Source organism: Methylomonas sp. LW13 (genome assembly GCF_016865255.1).
GTDB lineage: Bacteria > Pseudomonadota > Gammaproteobacteria > Methylococcales > Methylomonadaceae > Methylomonas.
Window position 1 is genome coordinate 1,480,858 of sequence record NZ_CP033381.1, and the last position, 21,725, is coordinate 1,502,582.

Here is a 21,725-nt window from a genome sequence, read left to right on the forward strand (position 1 = left end):
GGGCCGATGATGAGGACTCAGGTAAATCACAAAATCGAGCATCAAACCCGTTTCTGAGTATTGGCCAATAAGATGTTCATCGCCCAGGCCACGATAATAATGCCAACCGGCAACGATTGCGGTGGCACGGGAAATGGCAGCGTCAGTCCCATCAGTAAAAGGTATAACGCCCCCAACATCACATAGATACTATAACGATGCGCCATCGGACTGGGGTAATCAAAATTGGTTTGGCTAACCTTGCGCCGAATCAAGCCATCAATGGCAAACGGCAGAATTGCCACTGCCAAAAAGGGTATCCAGGCGCAAGCCATAACAAATCGCTTGATCATCTGATACACCGTATCCCAGAGCACATCGAGTCTGCTTTGAATGAACGGAAACAAATCATTGCGGCCGACGTCTTCAAAGCCTTTGGACATTTGTCGTTCGCGCTCGGTCGGAATGAAGTAACGGTATACACTTTCCCTCATGCCGGTTTGGACAAACATTTGGTCAAACCAGACCTGTGCGGTGTGCCGGATCTCCGCTTCCTTTTCAATGCCGAAATAAGCAATCAACATCTGATCTTCAGTTGCCTGGATTTCCCGTGTCCAGCGATCCGAGACAAAGCTCGCGACTAAAATTACTTCCAACAACCAGATCATCAGACTGAATAGCAAATTGCGTTGCATGGTCAGGTCAGTTGGGTATCAAGTGCTGATTGCAGCACAGGCAAACGGCCTTTTACGATGCGACCGCCGGATAACTTGGCGATGTAATGCAAATCAGGCAGTTGACCGAGGAGCTGTGGCGCAAACAAATCGCCTTCCTCCTCCATTAGTCGCTCGCCGACATTCCCTGAAAACACGGTGGGATTGGTTGCGCTGGTTGCGACACCCTGGGTGCGCATAATGTATTTGAGTCGGGTTTTGGGCAGATTGTCGGTGATGTATTGTTGAGTCTCGCTGTCCATGATGCGCAGTGCGATCAGGTTGTTGACGTTGCCTAATACCTGGCGGGCTTTGTCCTGAGATCCGGTGCGGGCTGCAAAGTCGGCAAAGGTCTGGGTGGCGATGAATAAGCGAATTTTGGCGCCACGGCCTTTGTTTAATACTTGAATGAATGGGTCGTTGATAACTTCAGCGGCCTCGTCGACAAAGACATTCACGGGTCTGTCTGAGACACCGTAGTTGTAACGATCACCGGCAACGGCTGCCAGATCGGCCAATAGAATGGAGCCAATGGCGCTGCCAACCATGCCATCCGATAGTGAGTCCAAGCCGATATAGGCAACCTGGGCTTTTTGAATAATATGGCCTGTATTGGTGATGGGCCGCACGTCATCAATGTCCTGCGGGTTAGGCGACAATAACGGACCCAACGATCCCGATGTCAGCATGTTCATGATCGGAATCAGCGAAGCGACCATTTTGCTGAAATGCGCTCGGTCGTGTTCGAACAAGGACAACAATCCCTCCAAATCCAAATTCGGCACCTGATACTGTACGACTTCTCGGTAAAACCGTACCAAACCAGCCGCTTTGGAGTCGATATCCTTGGCATTTTTCAGGTAAGGTCGCGCCTCTTGCCGCCAATGCTCCAAACTATTGTCGAAATAACGTTCCAAGGCTTGAATTACCAAGGTCGAAGGACCGCCTTCCAGGTAGCGGCGTAGTTTTACCAACGTTGGCCGTTCTTCGATCACCATCAAGCCTTGAATGACGTTATCCAGGGATTTCTGACCAAATGCCTTGAAGGGATCGTTACTGCTTTCGCTGGGCGAAATAGCACTGATACGACTTGCTATTTCGGATGGCCGATTGAAATTATGCAACGGGTCCAGCCGCACGCTGTCTTCCGGAAAAGCTGGGTGGAAATACACGAAGCGATCGGGGCGATTGGCTATTTCGCAAGCCCGTTTGGCACACGCCATCAGATCCTTATCGCCTTTCGGATCGATGATGATCACCGCTTCGCCGCGCAACACGGCTTGCGTAACCAACACGTCAAACGCTCGGGTTTTACCGGCGCCGGTGGTGCCAACTAGTAGCGTATGGCCGGCGGTATGCTGAAGCGGCTGCCGGATATCGTTTTCAGAAATTTCCAAGCCATGAATCCAGGCAGAGCCCATACGTTTATGATCGTTCGGAATCAGTGTCGAGACATCCCGTTTCAAAATCTCATAAGCCAATTGTGCATGCTTTTGCACCCAATCGAATCCCCAGCCAAACCATAACTCGTCCGGATGGTGTTTGATTAAGTGCTTGAGTTTCTCGGCATCCAGGTATTGAAAGCGGAATTGTCCTAGGCGGCGCTTGCGATACCAAAGGCTCACCGCCGTAGGCAGTCGATAACAGGCTATTACGCTACAGGCGATCATTAACCAATCAAACGGTTCTCGGGGCAACCCCGACCAACGACTGGTCCAATACGCTAATCCCGCCCCTCCGATCCAGCCGGAGATGGCATACACCTCAAAAATCGGTCGCCAGGGAAATTGATGGTCGTAATCGGATTTCATGGGCGTAGCCGCACCTGAATGCCTTCAGTCGCACTGACCGAGCGACAATCCGGGTGATTGGCAATGTCTAGCATGAATCGGGTCCGTTTGATGGTTGGATGTTGCGCCAGAAACCGTTCCAGTTCGGTATTGGAAATCTTATGCCAGTTGCCTTCCGTGGATGATTCTTCGGGCGGAATGTTTTGCTGCTGCACATGCGTTATCAGCAAATCGATCGTTCCGGGTTTCTCCGGTGTCGTTGTTTTTGGCGCGGCTGACTTGTCGGCATTTGGTTTAACCATAATATCTGAAGCGTTATCGTTTCTCGATTGTTGGTTGCCGGAAACTTTTGGGGTGAGCTGAGCGACTTTAGGTTCCGGTTTCGTGCGTTTTTGGCGCTTGAGCAGCCCCTGATTACTGACGGAGTTAGCACTGTCGTTTGGGGGTGATGCTGACGGCTCTAGCGGTCTGACTTCACCTTGGGCGGTCAATAACGTCTTCATAGCCAAACTGGGTTCCAATGCCAGTAGGATGCCGCGAACCGATTGGATGGTTTGTACCTTGCGCATGGGCGACAGCACATCGGTGACCAGCCAGCCGGTTTCTTCCATCGTTTTGATGAATTGACTCGGATCAAGCCCTAGTTTTTCAGCTGCGCCCGGAAACGGAAGCAAGTATTTCTCCTGAACTTCCAGAATATCGATTCCCCATTGCCATTGGTCCTGATTGAGGTGAAAGGCGATGTTTAATAACCATTGTCCCGCGGGGCCATGATCGTCCAGCCATGATTTGGTTTTGTCAACGGGACTATCAAGCGTTGGGATTTCAACCGTGGGTGGATCGGTTTCGGAGGCTGGATGATTAAATTCATTTACAGTTGGAATGGGTGTAGTTGGGTTTGGCGACACCTTGGCTTGAATCGGACGGGTAAGGTTGTTGTCCAGATCAGACTGATTCGAGTCTTCATCCAGGGCAGATGGCGCACAATTACTTTCATGCGGGAATTCCGGAGAAGGGATTGCGGAAATGGATTCGGTTTGGCCCCAGTGCGTGGGGACATTTATGTTATCCGCCTCAGTTGTCTGAATTGACGCCTCGATTGCCGCCAAAGGATTCTCTGCACGATGGGGCGGCTTCAGAACCGCGACATTCTTGCTTTTTGCCGGCTTGCTGGTTTTCGGTATCGGATTGGCAACGGGCTCAGTTGTTACAGCAGTCGCATCCTGTTCTCTGATTTCGTGAGCGTCTACCACGGTTGGTGGTTCGCCGCTAAAAACGAGTTCCGCGGATTTCAGGCGTAACAGATATAGCGGATTGTCCAAACCTTCAGGCTGCATCTGCCAATAGCGGTATTGCCGACCATCTGGCCAGGACTTAGGGATTGCCAAGCCGCGTTCGATCAGGATGTCCGCCAAGGTGTCTTCGTCACGCGGAATGCCGGGAACTTTGTCTTTGGCCAGCAATGTGACGATGTCTTGCGCACCGGCCCGCCAGACGATATGCAGACCTTGCTCGAAACGCCATAGCCGAGCGCCTTTTTCGTTGACGGACCACTGTCCGGACTTGACCAAGCGGCGCATGGCGTCGAACAAGTACTTTTCCACCGGCATGCCCAAGGCAGAGTCGATGTTTTGGTAGTGCGCTTTTAAATCCCGTTCCACACTTCTGCAGTCGGCGGTTATCACCAGTGCGTAAACTTTGGAGCCGCGGTCTAAACCGTTAATGGTTTCCAGCATGGCCTGCATGATGTCGGGGCCGGACTCCAGAATGAATGTGCGCGCTTCTCGGGTGAGGACGCGCTCGATTACCAAGGCCGAAAACTGTTCATGGCGTTTATGGCGGTTATCCCTCCAACGTAGAAAGTATCGGTCGATCTGATGTCGCACAGCCCAGTCGGTGATGTTTTCATCGCAAGGGTTCCAGGTATGTTGCCCCTGTGCGTCGACTACGGCGATATCGGCGACCGGTTTGCCGATGTCATGCAACAGCCCCGCAAAACAGACCGCCAGACGCCAGCGTAATTCTTGTGCTTTTCGTTCCTTGGGTGATGCTGACGTGGCAAACAAACTGCCTTGGGAAGCCAAGGTCGCCCAATGGGCGACTTCCAATCCGTGCCGAAACAAGCCACCGGCGCCGCGATGGTGATGAGATTCCGAAGCCGGCAATAAATGGCTGTAGGCGGCATAACGGCGTAAGACCGGCGCGGCTATGGTTTGATAAAGACTTTCCGGCATGGCCAGCGCCTGTTCGATGGCCCCAATCAACTCCGTTTGACTAGACAGGATGCGTTCCACAGGCGCAGCCGGCAAACCCTTCATGAACGGCGGATAACGCGGCACGTCCTCATCAGTCGTTGTCACAACCGGACCTATAGGCGCGGACTCGACTCCAAACAGACGTTGGCGGATGCGGGTAATGAGCGTTAAGGGCGTATTTTCCATATCGCCGCATCTTGCCGGGAATTTTTCAGTCGTCGCTTGCAGCTGGCGACGAATTCGACGTCAGCTGCAAGCAGGCCTGGCAAAAGAGTGTTTAGTGTAACGAGCTCCCTTTAATTACCCCCTGGAGCTCTCATGAAATCCAAATCGCTCGCAATCCATTGTCTTGTGTCCTTAGTGTGCGGCACGGCATGTACTTCGCTGAATCGTCCCGATGCTGCCGTAAGCGAGACCGTCATCGAATCGATTGTGCCGATTCAACCTGAACAACCCTGGCGCCTAGATAATGCTTGGCAGACAGGTGGATTGGGCGGTTCAGTGCTACGAGCTGCAGCAATGGAACACGTCGTCAGGCAAGTTGATCAGCCGTTTGGCGTTTACGTGGCAAATGACGACGTAGCGGGTCATGTCCTTAATATCAGCACGTTCCACTTCCCAGATAGCCCGGATGACGATGCACGGGTCATCGAACGCGCCTGGCGAAAATATTGCCATCATCAACTCGATATGACGCCGGAGGAGCAGGCGCTAGTCAAAACCATGCCAATTCCACACAACGTGCTGAGCCATGGCTGCAATCCCGGCAGCCTGAAGAAGTGAGGCGGCCGTCATGGACAGAAACAGCACCAACCATTCGCTCGAGAATCTCACCGAACGCTTTCAGTCTCTGACGGAGCGGAAAAAAGCCAAATTGCGGGTGGTCGAACCCATGACGTCTTTGCCCAACTGGCCGGCGGCAATTCGCGGTACGCCGAATGCCTGTTTGCGGAGCGCATTGTTCGCCGGCATCCAGGGTAAGGAACGTATTGCTTACAAAAAACGCACCCTGCTGGCTGCGGTTGATGGCATTGAGGTTCGCTACCTCGGCATACAGCTCAATCAATCGGACCTCGATGTCTGGATGCAGATCGTGCACTTGTCCAGGCAACAATTGCCGGGATTTAGCGTGACCTTCAGCGCACATGCCCTATTGACGGCATTGGGTCGCGGTAGCGGCAAAAGCCAACATGAATGGCTGAAAGAATCGATGGCCCGCTTGGGAGGCGCCTTTGTCGAAATCACCTTTCACGGCCGGGATGCCTTTGGTGAAAAAGGTTTCTTGCGCTATTACCGTGATGAACTGACACAGCGCTATGTGGTGGAATTGACCGAATCCATGCTGCGCCTGTTCGAGGAGGGGTACACCTACATTGAGTTCGAACAGCGGCAAAAATTGCGCAAACAACCTTTGGCATTATGGTTACACGGTTTCCTGTCGTCCCATGCCGCTCCGTTTCCGATGAAAATTGCCACCATTCACCGGCTGAGCGGCAGTGGCGCGAAAACCCTGCGAGATTTCAAATATCGGTTGGGTAAAGCGTTGGAGGCCTTGGTGCGCATTGGCACTTTGGCAAACTTTGAATTCGCTGATGACATGGTGAAGATCAAACGCCAACCTACGCCCAGTCAACAGCGCTTTCTGGACGACCAACAGCACTAAAAAGCACGGCATTAGACCGACGCTATTTTCGGTCGGTCGAAGCCTCTCGATACGGCATTAGGCCGACGCGGATACGGCATTAGACCGACGGAGGCACGGCATTCGGCCGACAAGGTAACGGCATTAGACCGACGGGCACGGCATTAGACCGACAAAAAGCACGGCATTAGGCCGACGTTTGACACGGCATTAGACCGACGCTTCGAGCAAGTTATGAAACCGCTGCAGACCTTGCTATTCGATGGCTGTAGCGATTCTTTTGCAATGAAAATCTAGGGTGCTAATCTATTTATAATCTTTATTTAATCTAAATAAGGGGATGTTACGTTGTGGATAATTTCGCCTCCGAAAATAACACTTGTTCATCGTGTCGGGGTTCTGTGAACATGTCGCCATCTCTTCCGGCTTTCGTACATTGGCCCCAATAGCCATATAAAATTCAATGTGCGGCAGTCAGGTTTCTGATTATGATTCCAGCCATTTGAGGAACGTTGCCGTTTTGCATTGAAAAGAAAACTTTAAGGCTCAAAATGCCCAATTTAACGATCGGCAAACTTGCTAAACAAACCGAAGTCACTATCGAGACCATCCGTCACTATCAACGCATTGGTTTACTGACAGAGCCAGCGAAACCCGAAGGCGGTTATCGCGTATATTCAACAGATGCGATTGCCCGAATACGTTTTATCAAACGCGCTCAACAGGCTGGATTTACCTTGAAGGAAATTGCCACCTTGTTATCCCTTGATGGAGCGCACTGTGCCGATGTAAGACAACTGGCCGAGCAGAAATGCCAGCAGATCGATCAACAAATCCGGGATTTAACCGCTCTCCGTCAGGTATTGGAAAGCCTGGTCAACGACTGTCAGCAAACCGCGCCAGCCGCTCATTGCGCTATTCTCGATGCGTTTAGCGATGATGATGCATCACCAACCTCTAATTTTAAGTAAGACACCACCGTCCACTTGACTCTGTTCTAAACAACAGGGTTTAGACTCCTTGCCAACATTTAGCATGGTTTGGCTTAGGAGATTGGCATGAATACAGACCCTGAAACGCCCTTAAAAACTCCGTCATGGTTAGGTATCGGCGCCTTGTTGGCCGCTGTAGGGGCTTCGGCCTGTTGTGTCGGGCCATTTTTGCTGTTGTCGTTAGGTATTGGCGGCGCATGGATTAGCACGCTAACGGCTATGGAACCGGTCCGGCCATTTTTTATCATCCTGACCCTGGCCTTTATGGCTTTAGGGTATCGAAAACTCTATCTAACGCCTCACCACTGTGAAGAAGGTGAAAACTGTGCCACATCCGACATTCAACGCCGACAACGCCTACTGTTTTGGTTGAGTTCCGCATTCATTTTGATATTGCTGGCCTTTCCCTGGTTAGCGCCTTTTTTCATGGCTTGAGAGGATTCATATATGACCATTAAATCCAGTTTGTTTATTTTAAGCTTGTCATCAAGTGTGTTGTGGATGCCGGCAGCTCATGCTGAAACGACTGTTGCACTGCCAAACCAGCAGCAAACGGTGACGCTGAACACAGAAAATATGACCTGTGCCATGTGTACAGTCACCATCAAGAAGGCCTTGCAGAAAGTCGAAGGCGTACAAGAAGTGACTGTCGATTATGATGCCAAAACGGCCGTGGTTACTTTCGACAGTCGCAAAACCAATAGCGCCGCCTTGATCAAAGCCACGACGGATGCCGGTTATCCGGGTTCCCTGGTTACACCTATTACCCGATAAGGCCGAGGATAGCGTTTATGTCTGATTGCTGCTGCCCAAGTACATCCACCAAAACCAAACAGATTTGTCCTGAATGCGGTTCCTCGTGCAAAAGCGTCGGCATGCCGACGCTGTACCATCAGGTACGGTTTCCCGAGAATCAGTCAATCGTCATTGACAGCTATTATTTTTGTCCGGCAAAAACCTGTCCGATTGCTTACTTTGCCAACGCAGGAAACATCATTCCCAAACAACACTTACGAAGCTATCAAGCGATTCAGAACGACGCGCTGTGTTACTGCTTTGACATAGACACTGAGCAGTATTTATCAGCGTTAAAAGATCGACGGGCAGAAGCGATCAAAGCTTTCGTCATGCAACGTACCAAAGCCGGCGAATGCGCCTGCGAAATCAGAAATCCATCAGGTCAGTGCTGTTTGGCCAACTTGAAGCGTTTGGTAAATCAATGACAGGAACCAGACATATTGAAACTGGATTTTAGACTCGGCGATTAAGCGCTTTTATCTGAACAGAAACCTTAAATTCGTTTAAAGCGCGCAATAAACATGGCATTTAACGGCCTCAATTGGCGGTCGGGTTTGTATTGGATTCGAGACTTTTTCGATAACGCTGCATCGCATCGCGGATCTTTCCTAGTTGATCGAGCTGTTGCCGAATATGGGCAAACTCGGTTTCCAGTTCTTCGACTAATTCGGCCTCCCAGGCGGGTTCGCCTTTTAGCATGTTACCAAGCGGATAACGATAGCCACGGCCTTTCTTAACGTACTGCGCAATGGGCCTGGTCTGACCGTTTTGCCGCAACGTGGCCATGCGATACCACTCAATGCTGAAAGCTCGTTGGTTTTCCCGGCAGCGAATGCGGACGCCGATTCGGCCCGATTCGCTTTTGCTGTGTTTCTGGCGCTGGCTTTTCATTTGGCGCCAATAATCATCGACCAATACTTTGGCTTGCGCCTGGAGATGATCGCACCGGGTTTCGATCCAATGCAGCAGGTCTTGTTCTGTGAGATTGAATTGAGTGTTGACAGGTTGTTCGCTTGACATGAATTTTCCTATTACTTAACTGTAGGGATAGGCATGGACAATGCCTAACGGGATTTTCTATTCATTGCGAGCCTTGGAAAGCGCCTTACTGCATAGCCATTTGCAAATTGAATCCCTACCACAGTAGGCATATCACTGTCATTTTATCGAGGGTTCATTTAGGCATTGCCTTCGCAAAACGGCGTGACTCATGCCTACCTAGGAAATAACATCGGATTACAGGCCGGTTAACGACCGTTACGTTTCCCTACTACAGTAGGGAAATCGAAAGTCGAATTCCTGTTGGGATTTGCGGGCTATCATCCGTTCGCAATAACGTCGGCATTTTATGCAACCGATATGGGACGCCGATTGCAGTTGACGACGAATTCGCGATCTCCTGCTGTTACGGTCGCGTTCTGCGATAGCTTTTCGAGCCATCTTGCAGCTGATGGCGTTTTCGACGTCAGCTGCAAAAGTCGCTGGGAAGATCTGACGGACAATGGCGCGATGAACCGAAATGTCATTTCTTTGCCGATCATCATGAGCTTGTGTCTCAGTTCCTCACTGGCGATGGGTAAAGACAACGCGCCCGAGGTTTCCTATTTCGCCGACAAACAGCGCGGCTGGTTTTGGTATGAGGTGTTGCCGGAGCCGGTTAAAAAACCTCAACCCGAAACTCAAGCTGATCAGGAAGAACCCAGGCATGACAGCAAACCACCCAGCGTCGTTCAGACTCCAATTGAACCCAAAACACAAACCAATCCCTCTGCTGAACCCCAACCACTGTCCTCGGCATGGTTGAAGCAAAACTTGGAGCATTACCTGAACCAGGCCATTGATGATCCCACCCAAGAGAATGTTGCGGCGTTTTATTACCTGCAGCGGGTGATGATGGATAAAGCCGAGCGCTTTACCAACGCCGCGCGTTATGTGGTGATGTCTGATCCGCAACTCGATGAAACCGTGCGTCGTCCGGTGGCAACTTATGCGGCCAATGAAGCCAATCATCAGGCCGGCGTGGTGGCCGAACGCGCCTTGAAGTCGATTGCCGCCCAAGCAGGCATTTTGTTTTTCTTCCGGTCCGATTGTCCTTATTGCCATGTGCAGGCGCCGATTTTAGCGATGCTGGAAAACGCTTATGGATTCAAAATTTATCCCGTGTCGCTGGATGGTTTACCGATGCCGAATGGCATTTTCAGTCAGTTCAAACGCGATCAAGGTCAGGCTGCAATGTTGGGCGTTGAACAGACACCAGCGCTGTTTCTGATGAAACCGCCCAAGCAGATTGTGCCGTTGGCGCAAGGCGCCTTGTCGCTGGAAGAAATCACCGGTCGTATTCTGTTGGCGGCCAAGGAAGCGGGATGGATCGATGCTTCGCAATACCAAACCACCCAGGGCATTCGTAATACGCCGATGTTGTTACCGGCCGCCGGTAGCATCAGCCCTGCGGCCACTCAAGATCCACTGTCATTGATCCAGGCACTGCAACGCAGTGCGCAAATGGGGAGCACGCCATGACGTCGTTTACGTTTCGATTACGCTATCGTCAGATCTTAGTGTTGATTTTGTTGGTTGAGAGTGCCGTTCCAGCCTATGCCGACCTGCAACAGGAAATGGACAGCATGTTTGGTACCATGACCAATTTCACGGCACCGACCGCCCATTTGGGACAGCGCCGTGGCGTGATTACCGGCGGTAGCTTGGTGGCGCGCAATGGTATCACCAACACCAACCTGGTGTCGTTCGTGCCACCGTCGTTCAGTGCCGGTTGTGGCGGCATCGATTTGTTCGCCGGCAGTTTCAGTTTCATCAACTTCAACCAGTTCGTGCAATTGATGCGCAACGTGGCCGGTAATGCGGCGGGTTATGCGTTTCAGTTGGCCGTGGGTGCCATGTGTCCCTGGTGTGCGTCGGTGATGACTGACCTGCAAAAGAAAATCCAGGAAATGAACCAGATGTTCAGCAACTCCTGCCGGTTGGCACAAGGCTTAGTCAACGATACGGTCAAAGCCTTCGATCTGCAGAGTAAAACCAATCTGTCCAATGCCTCGTTTACCCAGGGTATTTCGGATGTGTTTTCCAGCTGGACCAATACCAGTACTCTGGGTGATCCGGTTCAGCAGATCAAGCAGAACGACCCGACGGATATGACCAAGATCATTCAGGGCAATCTGGTCTGGCGGGCGTTGGTCAATCAAAATGCCGGCGGTTGGTTCCGCTTCGGCGGCAACAATTTGCTGGAAGCGGCGATGAGTATTTCCGGTACCGTGATCGTCGATGCGCCTCAAGCCGCGCCCGACGGCAAAGGCGAAAACAATGCAGTCAGCGCGCCGCCGCCGGTGCTGCGGATCAAGGATCTGATGTACGGCAATGACGCCGGCAATAGTTATCAAACCGTCAGGATGTACACCTGTTCGGATGGACACGATGCCGATCAGTGTCTGAAACCCATCGTCCAAAACGTCAATCTGGTCGGCTTGAAGCAGCGGGTGATGGACATCCTGCTGGGTTCAGCCAATAGCGGTAACGGCCTCATCTACAAATTCTCGACCAACTCCGGTCAAATCACTGACAGCGAAAAAGCCTTCATGCAAACCGTGCCGGATGCCATCGGCGGCATGATCCATAACCTGGCTAGGGAGGACGCCGGCATTGCCAAACTGTGGGCCGAAGAAGCGGCACCGGTGATTGCCTTGGAATTGGCGCAACTGATCGTTAACGATCTACTGAATGCCGTGCAAACCGCTGCGCACATGAATGACCATGCCTACGCCAAATTGCTGATGGATGCTCTGAAAGATGCACGCGAGCAAATCCAGGCTGAATACGTCACCATCGCCGGCCGCTACGGCAATCCACAAACCCTGATGGCGTTCTACCAGCAATTGATGACCACCGTGAAGCCCAAACACTACGGCACCGTGGCGCAATTGCCGGCTTCCGGGATGGCTTGGCCAAGTCCTTAGTATCTCGTTTTCCCGTCTCCCATGATGGTTTTCTCCGTCGTTGATTAAAAGGTAGGTTGCCCATGTTTGAAATCTTCTCCGTGGGCGATTCCGCCTATTTGCAAGCCGTCCTGAATGCGATCGCTATGATTTCCGGTACCGGCGATTACCGCACCGCCGCAGCCGTGGGTGGTTTGATCGGCATCATCATCGTCATGCTCCGGGCTTTGTTGCAATGGGATGGCCGCGGCATTCGTTATCAGGATTTATTGTTGGCCTATGTGTTGTGGTTGATGTTGTATGCGCCGTCGGTGCGGGTGTCGATCGAGGATGCCTATACCGGCAGCGTGGTAGTGGTCGACAACGTACCGTTGGGACCAGCGGTGGTGGGTAGTGTGATGTCGAACATGGGTTATCGGACCACACGTTTGTTCGAACAGGGCTTTGGCACGCCGTCGATGACCGGCAATGGTTTTGCCGACAGTTTGCAGACTTTGACGGCGGTACGGAAGAATCTATTATCACGGGTGAATCTAGGCGCCGCCAATGTGCCCAATGCCGGCAGCGACATGGAAACCTCGTTTGCCAATTACGTGCGGGAATGTACCTTGACCGGTGTCGATCTAAACCTGAAATCGGTGGACGCCATCTTACGCGATGCGGATCCCCTGAATGCCATTCGCTTCGATTCCGACATCTACATGACCCAAATCTATGTCGGCGGCCAACCGCAAACCAAAACCTGTACCGATGCCTGGACGGATTTGAGCGTGGTGGCCACCGGTAATTTCACGACGGCGCTGGAAGGGTTGTTGCAACCGACCTTAGGCCTACCAGCGGCAACAGACACGGTACCAAAAATCCAGGAGGCCTTCGATGCGCTGGCCGGTGCCGGTGTGGTCGATGCCGCCGATTACATGCTGATGTCGGCGATCATGCCGATGTTCGAAAAAGGCGTCATCGGTCGGCATGAAGACGGCTTGCACTGGAACAAGGCGGCGATGGTCGAGCAAGCCATTCAGCAACGCAATACTCAATGGGCAGCGGAGCAAACCTTGTTTGCCAAGATCGTCCGGCCCATGATGGCCTTCATCGAGGGATTGAGCTATGCCATCGCGCCGATCATGGCCTTCGTGGTGATGCTGGGCAATGTCGGGATTCGGATGAATATCGGTTATTTCTCGATGCTGCTGTGGATCCAGTTGTGGATGCCAATACTAGCGGTGATCAATCTGTTCATCCAGATGTCGGCCGCCGGCAAAATGGCGGCACTTACTACGGCCACCTACAATCTACCGTCGATGATGGGGATTTACCAACTGGACATGGAGTTACAGCAATGGTTGTCGATTGGCGGTATGTTGGCGGCGTCGACGCCGGCGATCACCTTGATGCTGATCTATCGTGGAGCGGTAACCGCCACGCATTTTCTGGGACGGATGGATGGCGGCGACACCATTAACGAAAGAATTGCCACGCCCGATGTGATCAGTCCGGCGCCGGTCTTGAATGCCCAGGCGCAACATCAATACAGTCCGTTGTCTGCGGTTACCCAAACCGGTGTCGACAAAGTGCTGCCGACCTTCACGGCCGGAAAAGACATGAGTGCGGCGGTTTCATCAGCTTACAGCGCTTCGGAACAGGCGAGCAGTAGCTTCATGCACAGTGTGTCGTCAACGGCGATGAAATCGGCCAGCATCAGCAGCGATGCCTTTGACAGCCGTTCGTTGGGCAATCAGATTGCCAGCAGTTCCAGTTATACCGATGCTTATAACCGTCAGTTCGGTGAAGCCTTCGCCAAGAAACACGCCGATACCGGAATTTCCGCTGATCAGTTCTCAGCGTTGGTGGCCGGCAGTGCCAATGCCGGGGCCAAGCTGGGAAGCGACCAACTCAGCGGCGCAATATCTGGCCGCTTGCAGAACGATTTCAAAGTCAGTCAGGACAAGTCCGATGCGATTGCCGCGGACATCAGCCAAACGGTCAACGACAGCCAAGGCTACCAAGCCGGCTTAGCCAAAAGCCTGGCGATGGATGCACAAACCGGCACCCGAAACGTCGCCTCAATGGGACTGCAAAGTCAATCGTTGTCCTCATTGCAACACAGCGCAACCGATGCCGTATCGGCCAGCGAATCCTATCAACAAACGCTATCAGCCCAACAACGCTTCGGAACGCAAGCCAGCTTCGGCGCGGCGGAAACGGGTTACAAAATTGCGCATGATCCCGGCTTGATGGAACGCCTGGATCGTACACTAGACCAATATGGCTTGCGCGGCGATACGCAGCGGCTAGCCTCGCAGTGGAAAGCCGCCGGTTGGATCAGCGATGCCGATCAAGCCTATGCCGCTGCTGGCATGTCGTTATTGACCGGTTTTTCGTCACCCAGTTACCGCACTCTGGATAATCAACAATCGCACCAGGCGCAAATCTCGGGTTATCAACTCTTGGGCGACACTTTTAATGCGCCGCAGCCCGATCAAAGCTGGAATGCCAGCCAGAACGAATCGCTGAAGGCCAATGCTCCGGAAACTGGCAAGGTTCAGACTATTGTCGAACAGGCTCAGATTAAAGACCCACGCGCTGAAACCGAATCGCTAAATCAGCATGCTCAGGCACAGATTCGTTCAGCGACGGGGAAAATTGCCGGCGGCGAAGCCCGTATCGAAGCGCAGCATGATCGTAATTTGGCTGAGCGTGAACAATATTCAAGCGAAGGCTTTGGGCAATTGGCAAACGTCAAAGCGGAGCATTTCAGGCAATCCATTGCGGCTGCGGCTAATGACACGCCTTCGGCCGCAGAGGCAACATACGATTACCTGGGAGGGAGTATTTATAATACCGCCAAGAATATCGAAGCCGTGGGTTCTTCTGGTGCTGAAAGCATTAAAGAATTTACTTCAAATACTACGGAAGCTTACTCGAACGGAGCAAGCTTTTGGGATTCGGTAAAATACGGAGCCTCTAAATCTTACTCCGGTTTTATTCAAACTACCCAGGCTTGGGCAGACCAAAGAATTAATGAAATCGGTGACAAATTAACGCCAAGTCAAAAATCATATTACCGAGCAGCAATGTTTGAAGCATTCGCTGGAATATCAGTTGGTGGAGGATATAGCGGAAATTTGGCCGCAGCAAAACAACAATTGATCAAAGAGGAAGGAGACATTGATGGCAACAATATTTCAAAGTTATTGATGAGTGCAGCCGGCCAAAATCGCATGGATCTCATAGATCAGATTAGTAGCTTTAATCGAGCTAGAGGACTAATTAATTATTAAGAACCATGAATTATTTGTTGCGAAGAATTTGTCCAAAACCAACAATAAGCCCTCGCAGAATCATGGCAAATGAGAGCATGATAATTGGTACGGTAAGTTCATTGTTAATGCTCCCCAGTACCCAGGCTACAAGCACTAAGGTAGCCCAATAGTAATTACTTTCATGGGAAAGACGATTTGCCAATTGTTCAATACACTGAAAAACTAATTCTGCTAATGCTAGAACAGTAAAAGTAACAAAACCAAAAAGGGCAAATGTAGAAAGTGTTTCAGGCAGCATGTCTTTTGAACTGCCCATGAATGTTAATCCAAATAATCCAGCTGCCAAGCTAAAAAAATTAAAGTGCTTTGTAGTTAATGTGCGGGTATGAAAACGCTGCAAAAACTTCTGTAATTCACTCGGAAACCGCGCAAACATTGCACCACAAAATGGACAAATCGATTTTGTTGGTTGCCCGTAATAGGTAATGACGCGCGGCACCATGATTCGATGGCATTCGGGACAATCGACAGTTGCATGATGGCCCTTAAACATTGAGTGATTTGATCGAGTTTGAACCGATTGGCTGGGCCGTTTGAACCGATCTGAGAGTGATGACTGTGAAGACATTGTATTCTCCATGCTTAAGCGGTTGGGCAATCCTACCGCGAATGAACTAACGTTCCAAGTCGGTTTTTAAATCAAAGCCATTTTTTAGGGCAAAGAAAAATGGCCTGCATAACGACTGGATCACTCGCCGACACTCGCCAAAATTTTGTTGATCACAGTAGCCGAAATCCGAAAATCCGATCGGTGCAAAATTTCAAAAGCGGCTCGAGCAGACGAAATCAAACCTTGTTTTTTGGCCTGTCCGATGACGGCGGCAGTACCGACGACCTGGAGTTGATATTCTTTGGCCACAGCCCGGCCGGCACGTTCGTCCATGATCAGCAAATAATTTTGGGGTGACGATAGCGCGATGTTGATGCAATCCGTTTCACCAGCGTCCAGATCAATGTCTAAACAAGGTGTGATGGATTCATGCCATACCGTTAGCCAACCCGAATCGAATGCGTGAGCTAGGGCTTGTTCACCCGGTGCCGATTTGCCTGGTAACACTTCTTGTTTAACCGATTCGGGCACGAAAACCTGGCCAAATAACTGGGGCAGCCAGATTAAACCCTCCACCAACGCCAGTCCGATCAATGGACTGGCATCGACAATGACTTTTTTGGTCATCCGCGATCAGGCTTGGTTGAGCCACTGGTCCAGAGTGTCCAAATCATCCTTGACTTCATCAGTCGTTTGATCGATGACGGAAATACCCAGGCGCGAGACGTGCGCAATAAAGTTTGCCAACGGCATATCGGCCAGTTTAGCGGAGCGGGCAAGGGACAGGTTACCGTCCTTGAAAAGTGCCGTTGCCAAGGCTTTACGCACGCCCGGCATTCCAATGATTTTGGCGGCTTTGAGGCCGACCATCACCGCGTCCGGTTCGTTTCGATTCATAACCAGGACCATATCCTCGTGAGCCATGCGCAACGCTTCGCTGGGGTTGTTCTTTAGACCGCTGACATTGACCGTTTTCATAGTCTGATTACATAGGAAGATTGGGTAGGTGGATTATAATCCTCTAAATGAAAATTGCTGCATAAAATTGTCTCCCTGGACAATGAATCGACACCCATACGGCCACAACAACTTTACTCCGAGGATCAACTACTAGGTGTTGATTATGGTTTTAGAGATTTGGTTTAACACGCACATCTGACAGACCTGCTGGTATTTGCAACCATGAATGATCAGATAGGGCGTATGGCAGGTCGTACAGTAAGGTAATTCAGCGAGTCCGTCTCTCAGGGCTTCGACGATAATCCAGGCTTCATCGAAATTTGCTGGCCGTATGCGGCCAAACGGTCGGCGTTCTTGGATATGGCTTGGATATAATGCGCAAAAAGTATCCCAGGCAAATACCATGGCATTCAGGTCGATTTCCGCCCTGATAGCGCCTGAGCAAGCGCTTCGATAGATTGAAGCAAATAGGGCCATGTAAAGAAACGACTCGCGTGACTGCGGCATTGCCGTAATACTGGGGACCAGTCCCGCCACTGGGCTTTCGCGGTGCAGCGAAAAGTAAAGGTTACACAAGTCTTTAGGACGCAGGGTTTTGATGGCCCGGCTGGCCAATTTTGTACGCAACTTTCGTTTCAGTAATTGATAGGCCCAATACTGATCTTTGAGTCGAGCAGCAAAAGCGCAATGGTTGCTCATGACTCTGGTGAATGGGAGGATAATAGCGTCAGGAGCTCGACAGCCCTTGCGGCGAGTGCATCGGGGGCTACGGTTTTTTGGACGTCTAGGAATTTGCTCCATTTGTGGGGATTGAAACGAGGAACAAAGGTTAGGCAATCACTTCGAGCCAGAATCTTTAATTGTTCGAGCGGCATCTTTCTGAGCAACGACACCGCTTCGGTCGTGAGACCTAAGCAGAACATGGCTTTCTGTTCACTTTCGGAAAAAATTAAGGATTGAGCGACGATGAGGTAGTCGAGATTGAGTTTGTATAGATTCTCATCCATTCTGGAATCCTCTATTGGCTAAAGAATCGCTCTGATTTGATTCGCCAAGGCGATCACTTTTTGTCCGTACTGAATGGCTGCAGGCTCGTTTTTCCAGCTGTAATATCGGCCGATACCATGAGCGAGATTGTCTGGCACCGATTGGATGGCCTCTGAGAGTAGGCTAGCGCCGATTTCGAGATTGGTGCTCGGGATCAAGAGTTGTTCGGGTTTCGCAACTCGGTGGCCATGCCATCGCAGATTCACTTGCATGATGCCGACGTCGATATTACGCTTGCCCTGATCCAACATTTCATTAAGTAAAGTTTCAGCCTCCTGCTGACTGTTAGGAATAAAGGCGTTGCCCGCGTTATTGATGGCCCAAGGCCAGGGCATGACACGATTCTGTTCACCGTTTTTTCGCGATTCCGTGAGCGCAACGGCATACAGAATATAGGGGTCAATACGATGCCTTCGGGCTATTTGCCACCATAGCGTGTGTTGTAATTTGGTGTTAGATGTTGCGGTGTGTTGGCTGTTGCCATTCGTTTGAATAGAATCAGCAGCCAATGATTCCATTGGTTGGCTGATGATGCAAAGGCCACCGATCATGCCAATCCAAAGATGCTTAATAGCGGGTTGGGTTGAAACGCCAGAGGATTTAAACTCTTGATTTTTTATGTGAATAATGAACATTATCAGCTCGCCGTTTTGGTCTTGAGGCGAGTTTACGATGTTGCCAAAAATTCTATAAGTTCGAAAAACCTCTCTTTTAGCTGTTTTTCGCCGACCCTCTGAGTTTGGCCTTGCTTGATCTTATGATCGGAAGGAATGTGATGACTTGGGTGAGCAGATGGTGGCTGAGGTTTATGTGTACCACCAAGAATATTTTTATGGCGCGATTTTTGGTTTAGTGACATATTAAGTGGCGCAATAAAGTAAATCGCGACACCAAAAAACAAATCATGCCAAAAACAGTCCCAACAGAAGAGCTGGATCGAGTCGAGAAGTTGATTGCCCAATATCCTGAAGGTATAGGTGTGAAAGACATTGCGCAACAGCTAGACTTTGAAATCAAGGGGCGTACTTTGCAACGCCGTTTGGCCACATTGGTAGCAGAGCGCCGCATTTTTAGTAAAGGCGAAGGGCGTGCTCTGAAATATAAGATTGCAAAGCCTGGTCAGGGTGTCGACTCGGTTAGTGTCGTTGACGGTTCGATCCGGCAATTCGTTGACGAAGTCTATATTCCCATTTCGCCGGAAGGCGAAGAGATTAAGTCCTTTATTCGTCAACCTAGGACTCAACGATCTCCCGTCAGCTATCAACCCGATTTCCTTGGGCAGTACTATCCAAACAACACCTATTATTTACCGGCCGGGTTGCGTGAACAATTGCATGCCTTGGGTCGGTCGCCGGCTGAACAAACCCCGGCAGGCACATTTGCTCGTGACATTCTGAATCGCTTGCTTATTGATTTATCATGGGCTTCATCCCGATTAGAAGGCAATACCTATAGCCGTCTGGATACCGAACGTCTGATCGAATTCGGACAGGCCGCTGAAGGTAAGGATGTCATGGAAACCCAGATGATCCTCAATCACAAGTCGGCCATTGAATATTTGGTACGCGATACTGAGCATGCCGGCGTTACAGCAGAAACCATTGTTGCCTTACATGCTTTTTTATCGGATGGTTTGTTGGCGGACCCGATGAGTTGTGGGCGTCTACGCAATCGGGCGGTCGATATCGGGGGCAGCGTTTATTTGCCGATTGCGATGCCGCAACGGATTGAGGAGTTGTTCGGGATTGTCATGACTATGGCGGCTGAAATCAACGATCCGTTTGAACAATCATTTTTCCTAATGGTGCATTTGCCCTACTTGCAACCCTTCGAAGACGTCAATAAACGGGTTTCGCGGTTGGCGGCCAATATCCCGCTGATTCAGCACAACCTCTGTCCACTGTCCTTTATCGATGTGCCTCAACAGGCTTACGTGGACGCGGCCCTCGGAGTCTATGAGCTGAATCGAATTGAATTGTTGAGAGATGTCTACATCTGGGCTTACGAGCGATCTTGCCAGCAATACGTTGCCGTGCAGCAGCAGCTCGTACCGCCGGATATCGTTCGATTACGTTATAGAAACGAACTGGCTGAAGTGATACGAGCCATTGTCCGGGAGGGGCTGGCGACCGATGAAGCATCGATCATGTCAGGTATTCCGGATTCAGTGTCTTCAGAAGACAAGCAGCGCTTCATTGTTTTAATACAAAACGAACTTAAAACTCTGCATGCGGGAAATGCAATTCGTTTTGGATTGCGTCCTCTGGAGTTTTCAGTATGGCGGGAAAAAGGAATAAAGGTCAGTGATCGAACTGAATAAAAAAATAATTATGGTTAAATTGTATTAGATCCAATAAAAATCATCAGAAGGTATTTTTATCTGCAGTCAACTCGATTAGGTGGGTTTCCCATTTTAATAAGGCGTTTCGTTTTTCCTGTAAGTAATCATATCTATCATAATGTTTTGAACTTACATCATTTAAAGCATGATTTTGTATCCTATCCCTGATGCTTTTCTCTATGCCAATTTCTCCCATACGAGTTTTTACTGTTCTCCTTAAATCTCTCGGTGTAAAAGTATCTATACTGCTTATTCGAGTTATGGCGTGAGCCAAAGATGTTTTATGAATCGTTTTTTCTTCATTATATCTACTTGGAAATAGATATTCAGAATTTCCAGAATACGGCCATAGTTCATTAAGTAATTTTTTTGCTAATGGAGTGATTGGCAATACCAGCCAGCGTTCGTTTTTTACGCGCTCTGGCGGGGCACTCCAAATCATGGAATCAAAATCAAACTCATGTTTCATTGCACCACAGAGCTCCCAAGAACGGCAGCCATATAGGAGTAATAATTTTGTAGCTAGATGGAATTGCTCATGAACGCATGTTTCGTTCCAAAGCACTTTGATTTCGGCAAATGATAACGCTCTTTCTCCAGCTACTTCGGCACTTGTGTCTTTTGGAATTGCATCGACAGGGTTGGTTTGTATTTGAAAGGTAAAATCATTTGATAGGTTTTTGGGATCGTTATCGTGATAAACCCCTAATTCAAATGCCCTTCTTAAGTAAGATCGAATTCGATTAGCCTGAACATTCGAACCTCGCGAAATAATTGTGTAAAGTATTTTCCTTATATGGGCTGGTGTTACGTCTTTGGCTTGTAAGTCTAAAATATCTTTACAGTTGTAATGGAGATCGGCCTCGACCTTTTCGAAGGTTCGTTTACCAGAATCAACCATGTGCTTGATGTAGTAGTCAAACAAATCAGCTACGCTGCCATGCCTTAGCTCGATGCGGGCTTGAGGGTCAATTCCTCGATCAATATCCCGCCTCAGTTCACGACATCTATCCCTAGCCTCAGATAAGGTAACCGATGGATATCGTCCTAGACTCGTAAACTTTTGTTTACCATCTGAACCTGCATACTGAATAAAAAAGGTCACACTTCCCGCTGGAGTGACTTTGACACCAAAGCCTTTATCAGGCCCTTTTTCATAGAGTCTATATGCCGATGGTTTTGCCTTAAGCCCTTTGATTGATTTGTCAGTAAACATGATTTCGTGGTCACTTTATGGTCACTTGAATTCCGCAACATAAGGTTGCAGGTTGAAACAACCATGAACGGATGATGGTATAAAGTTCAATATAATCGGGCATTTAGGACTATTCTGCAACATACAGAAATACGTGGTAACATACTTTTTAGCGACTGTTAATCACTAGGTC

At 50.1% G+C, this 21,725-nt stretch carries 20 protein-coding genes; 9 read left to right on the forward strand and 11 right to left on the reverse strand.

Annotation, left to right across the window (positions count from 1 at the left end):
* Nucleotides 1–41 precede the first annotated feature (41 nt).
* Genes JL719_RS06595 through mobH form a run of 3 tightly spaced genes read right to left on the reverse strand, consistent with a single transcriptional unit; the run spans nt 42 to nt 4,923 of the window.
* Entirely contained in the window at nt 42–674 is a 633-nt protein-coding gene (locus JL719_RS06595) for an IncC plasmid conjugative DNA transfer DtrJ family protein (RefSeq protein WP_026601735.1), read from the reverse strand.
* Nucleotides 675–676: 2 nt separating this feature from the next.
* Entirely contained in the window at nt 677–2,503 is a 1,827-nt protein-coding gene (gene traD, locus JL719_RS06600; protein ID WP_026601734.1) for a conjugative transfer system coupling protein TraD, read from the reverse strand.
* A complete protein-coding gene (gene mobH / locus JL719_RS06605; RefSeq protein WP_026601733.1) occupies nt 2,500–4,923 on the reverse strand; it encodes a MobH family relaxase in 2,424 nt (807 codons plus the stop codon). Before mobH ends, traD begins: the two co-directional genes overlap by 4 nt.
* A 132-nt stretch (nt 4,924–5,055) precedes the next feature.
* Here mobH and JL719_RS06610 point away from each other — a divergent pair, with 132 nt between their 5' ends.
* The 5 genes from JL719_RS06610 (at nt 5,056) to JL719_RS06635 (ending at nt 8,594) form a co-directional block, all read left to right on the forward strand.
* Nucleotides 5,056–5,520 carry a hypothetical protein gene (locus JL719_RS06610; RefSeq protein WP_026601732.1) on the forward strand — a complete coding sequence of 155 codons (465 nt, stop codon included), beginning with the start codon at nt 5,056–5,058 and terminating at the stop codon, nt 5,518–5,520.
* 10 nt (nt 5,521–5,530) lie between these two features.
* Nucleotides 5,531–6,400 (forward strand): plasmid replication initiator TrfA, encoded by an 870-nt coding sequence (gene trfA / locus JL719_RS06615; RefSeq protein WP_026601731.1) that lies wholly within the window; start codon nt 5,531–5,533, stop codon nt 6,398–6,400.
* A gap of 530 nt (nt 6,401–6,930) precedes the next feature.
* Nucleotides 6,931–7,350: a MerR family transcriptional regulator gene (locus JL719_RS06620; protein ID WP_026601730.1), complete on the forward strand. Its 420-nt coding sequence runs from the start codon at nt 6,931–6,933 to the stop codon at nt 7,348–7,350.
* Between the two features lie 87 nt (nt 7,351–7,437).
* Nucleotides 7,438–8,145, forward strand: a complete 708-nt coding sequence (locus JL719_RS24370; protein ID WP_331725249.1) for a MerT/CopZ fusion-like heavy metal transport selenoprotein — start codon at nt 7,438–7,440, stop codon at nt 8,143–8,145.
* Nucleotides 8,146–8,162: 17 nt separating this feature from the next.
* Nucleotides 8,163–8,594 carry a putative iron-sulfur cluster-binding metallochaperone gene (locus JL719_RS06635; RefSeq protein WP_165385928.1) on the forward strand — a complete coding sequence of 144 codons (432 nt, stop codon included), beginning with the start codon at nt 8,163–8,165 and terminating at the stop codon, nt 8,592–8,594.
* Nucleotides 8,595–8,706: 112 nt separating this feature from the next.
* On the opposite strand, the gene mobI is transcribed toward JL719_RS06635, so the two are convergent.
* Nucleotides 8,707–9,189, reverse strand: a complete 483-nt coding sequence (gene mobI / locus JL719_RS06640; protein ID WP_026601726.1) for a conjugative transfer protein MobI(A/C) — start codon at nt 9,187–9,189, stop codon at nt 8,707–8,709.
* Nucleotides 9,190–9,678: 489 nt separating this feature from the next.
* Between mobI and traF the strand changes: the two genes are divergently transcribed.
* The 3 genes from traF to JL719_RS06655 all read left to right on the forward strand — a co-directional run bounded on the left by traF (nt 9,679) and on the right by JL719_RS06655 (nt 15,397).
* Entirely contained in the window at nt 9,679–10,689 is a 1,011-nt protein-coding gene (gene traF, locus JL719_RS06645) for a conjugal transfer protein TraF (protein ID WP_033157929.1), read from the forward strand.
* Nucleotides 10,686–12,137 carry a conjugal transfer protein TraH gene (locus JL719_RS06650; RefSeq protein WP_026601724.1) on the forward strand — a complete coding sequence of 484 codons (1,452 nt, stop codon included), beginning with the start codon at nt 10,686–10,688 and terminating at the stop codon, nt 12,135–12,137. The genes traF and JL719_RS06650 overlap by 4 nt, the downstream gene beginning before the upstream one ends.
* Nucleotides 12,138–12,199: 62 nt before the next feature.
* Nucleotides 12,200–15,397 carry a conjugal transfer protein TraG N-terminal domain-containing protein gene (locus JL719_RS06655; protein WP_026601723.1) on the forward strand — a complete coding sequence of 1,066 codons (3,198 nt, stop codon included), beginning with the start codon at nt 12,200–12,202 and terminating at the stop codon, nt 15,395–15,397.
* Nucleotides 15,398–15,407: 10 nt separating this feature from the next.
* Here JL719_RS06655 and JL719_RS06660 read toward each other — a convergent pair whose 3' ends face one another.
* The 6 genes from JL719_RS06660 to JL719_RS06685 form a co-directional block, all read right to left on the reverse strand.
* A complete protein-coding gene (locus tag JL719_RS06660; protein WP_203531407.1) occupies nt 15,408–15,932 on the reverse strand; it encodes a hypothetical protein in 525 nt (174 codons plus the stop codon).
* A gap of 195 nt (nt 15,933–16,127) precedes the next feature.
* Nucleotides 16,128–16,616 carry a PIN domain-containing protein gene (locus tag JL719_RS06665; RefSeq protein WP_026601721.1) on the reverse strand — a complete coding sequence of 163 codons (489 nt, stop codon included), beginning with the start codon at nt 16,614–16,616 and terminating at the stop codon, nt 16,128–16,130.
* A 6-nt stretch (nt 16,617–16,622) separates the two neighbouring features.
* Complete coding sequence (locus JL719_RS06670; RefSeq protein WP_026601720.1) at nt 16,623–16,967, reverse strand: UPF0175 family protein; 345 nt, start codon at nt 16,965–16,967, stop codon at nt 16,623–16,625.
* 132 nt (nt 16,968–17,099) lie between these two features.
* Nucleotides 17,100–17,648 (reverse strand): FlhC family transcriptional regulator, encoded by a 549-nt coding sequence (locus tag JL719_RS06675; protein ID WP_026601719.1) that lies wholly within the window; start codon nt 17,646–17,648, stop codon nt 17,100–17,102.
* The gene (locus JL719_RS06680) at nt 17,645–17,956 is read right to left on the reverse strand and encodes a flagellar transcriptional regulator FlhD (RefSeq protein WP_026601718.1); all 312 of its coding nucleotides are present in this window, start codon (nt 17,954–17,956) and stop codon (nt 17,645–17,647) included. The genes JL719_RS06675 and JL719_RS06680 overlap by 4 nt, the downstream gene beginning before the upstream one ends.
* 18 nt (nt 17,957–17,974) lie before the next feature.
* The gene (locus JL719_RS06685; protein WP_026601717.1) at nt 17,975–18,631 is read right to left on the reverse strand and encodes a transglycosylase SLT domain-containing protein; all 657 of its coding nucleotides are present in this window, start codon (nt 18,629–18,631) and stop codon (nt 17,975–17,977) included.
* Between the two features lie 269 nt (nt 18,632–18,900).
* Between JL719_RS06685 and JL719_RS06690 the strand changes: the two genes are divergently transcribed.
* On the forward strand, nt 18,901–20,316 hold the full coding sequence (locus JL719_RS06690) for a Fic family protein (RefSeq protein WP_026601716.1): 1,416 nt from the start codon (nt 18,901–18,903) through the stop codon (nt 20,314–20,316).
* Nucleotides 20,317–20,359: 43 nt separating this feature from the next.
* Here the strand turns inward: JL719_RS06690 and JL719_RS06695 are convergent, their stop codons facing one another.
* Complete coding sequence (locus JL719_RS06695; RefSeq protein WP_026601715.1) at nt 20,360–21,553, reverse strand: tyrosine-type recombinase/integrase; 1,194 nt, start codon at nt 21,551–21,553, stop codon at nt 20,360–20,362.
* Nucleotides 21,554–21,725 lie beyond the last annotated feature (172 nt).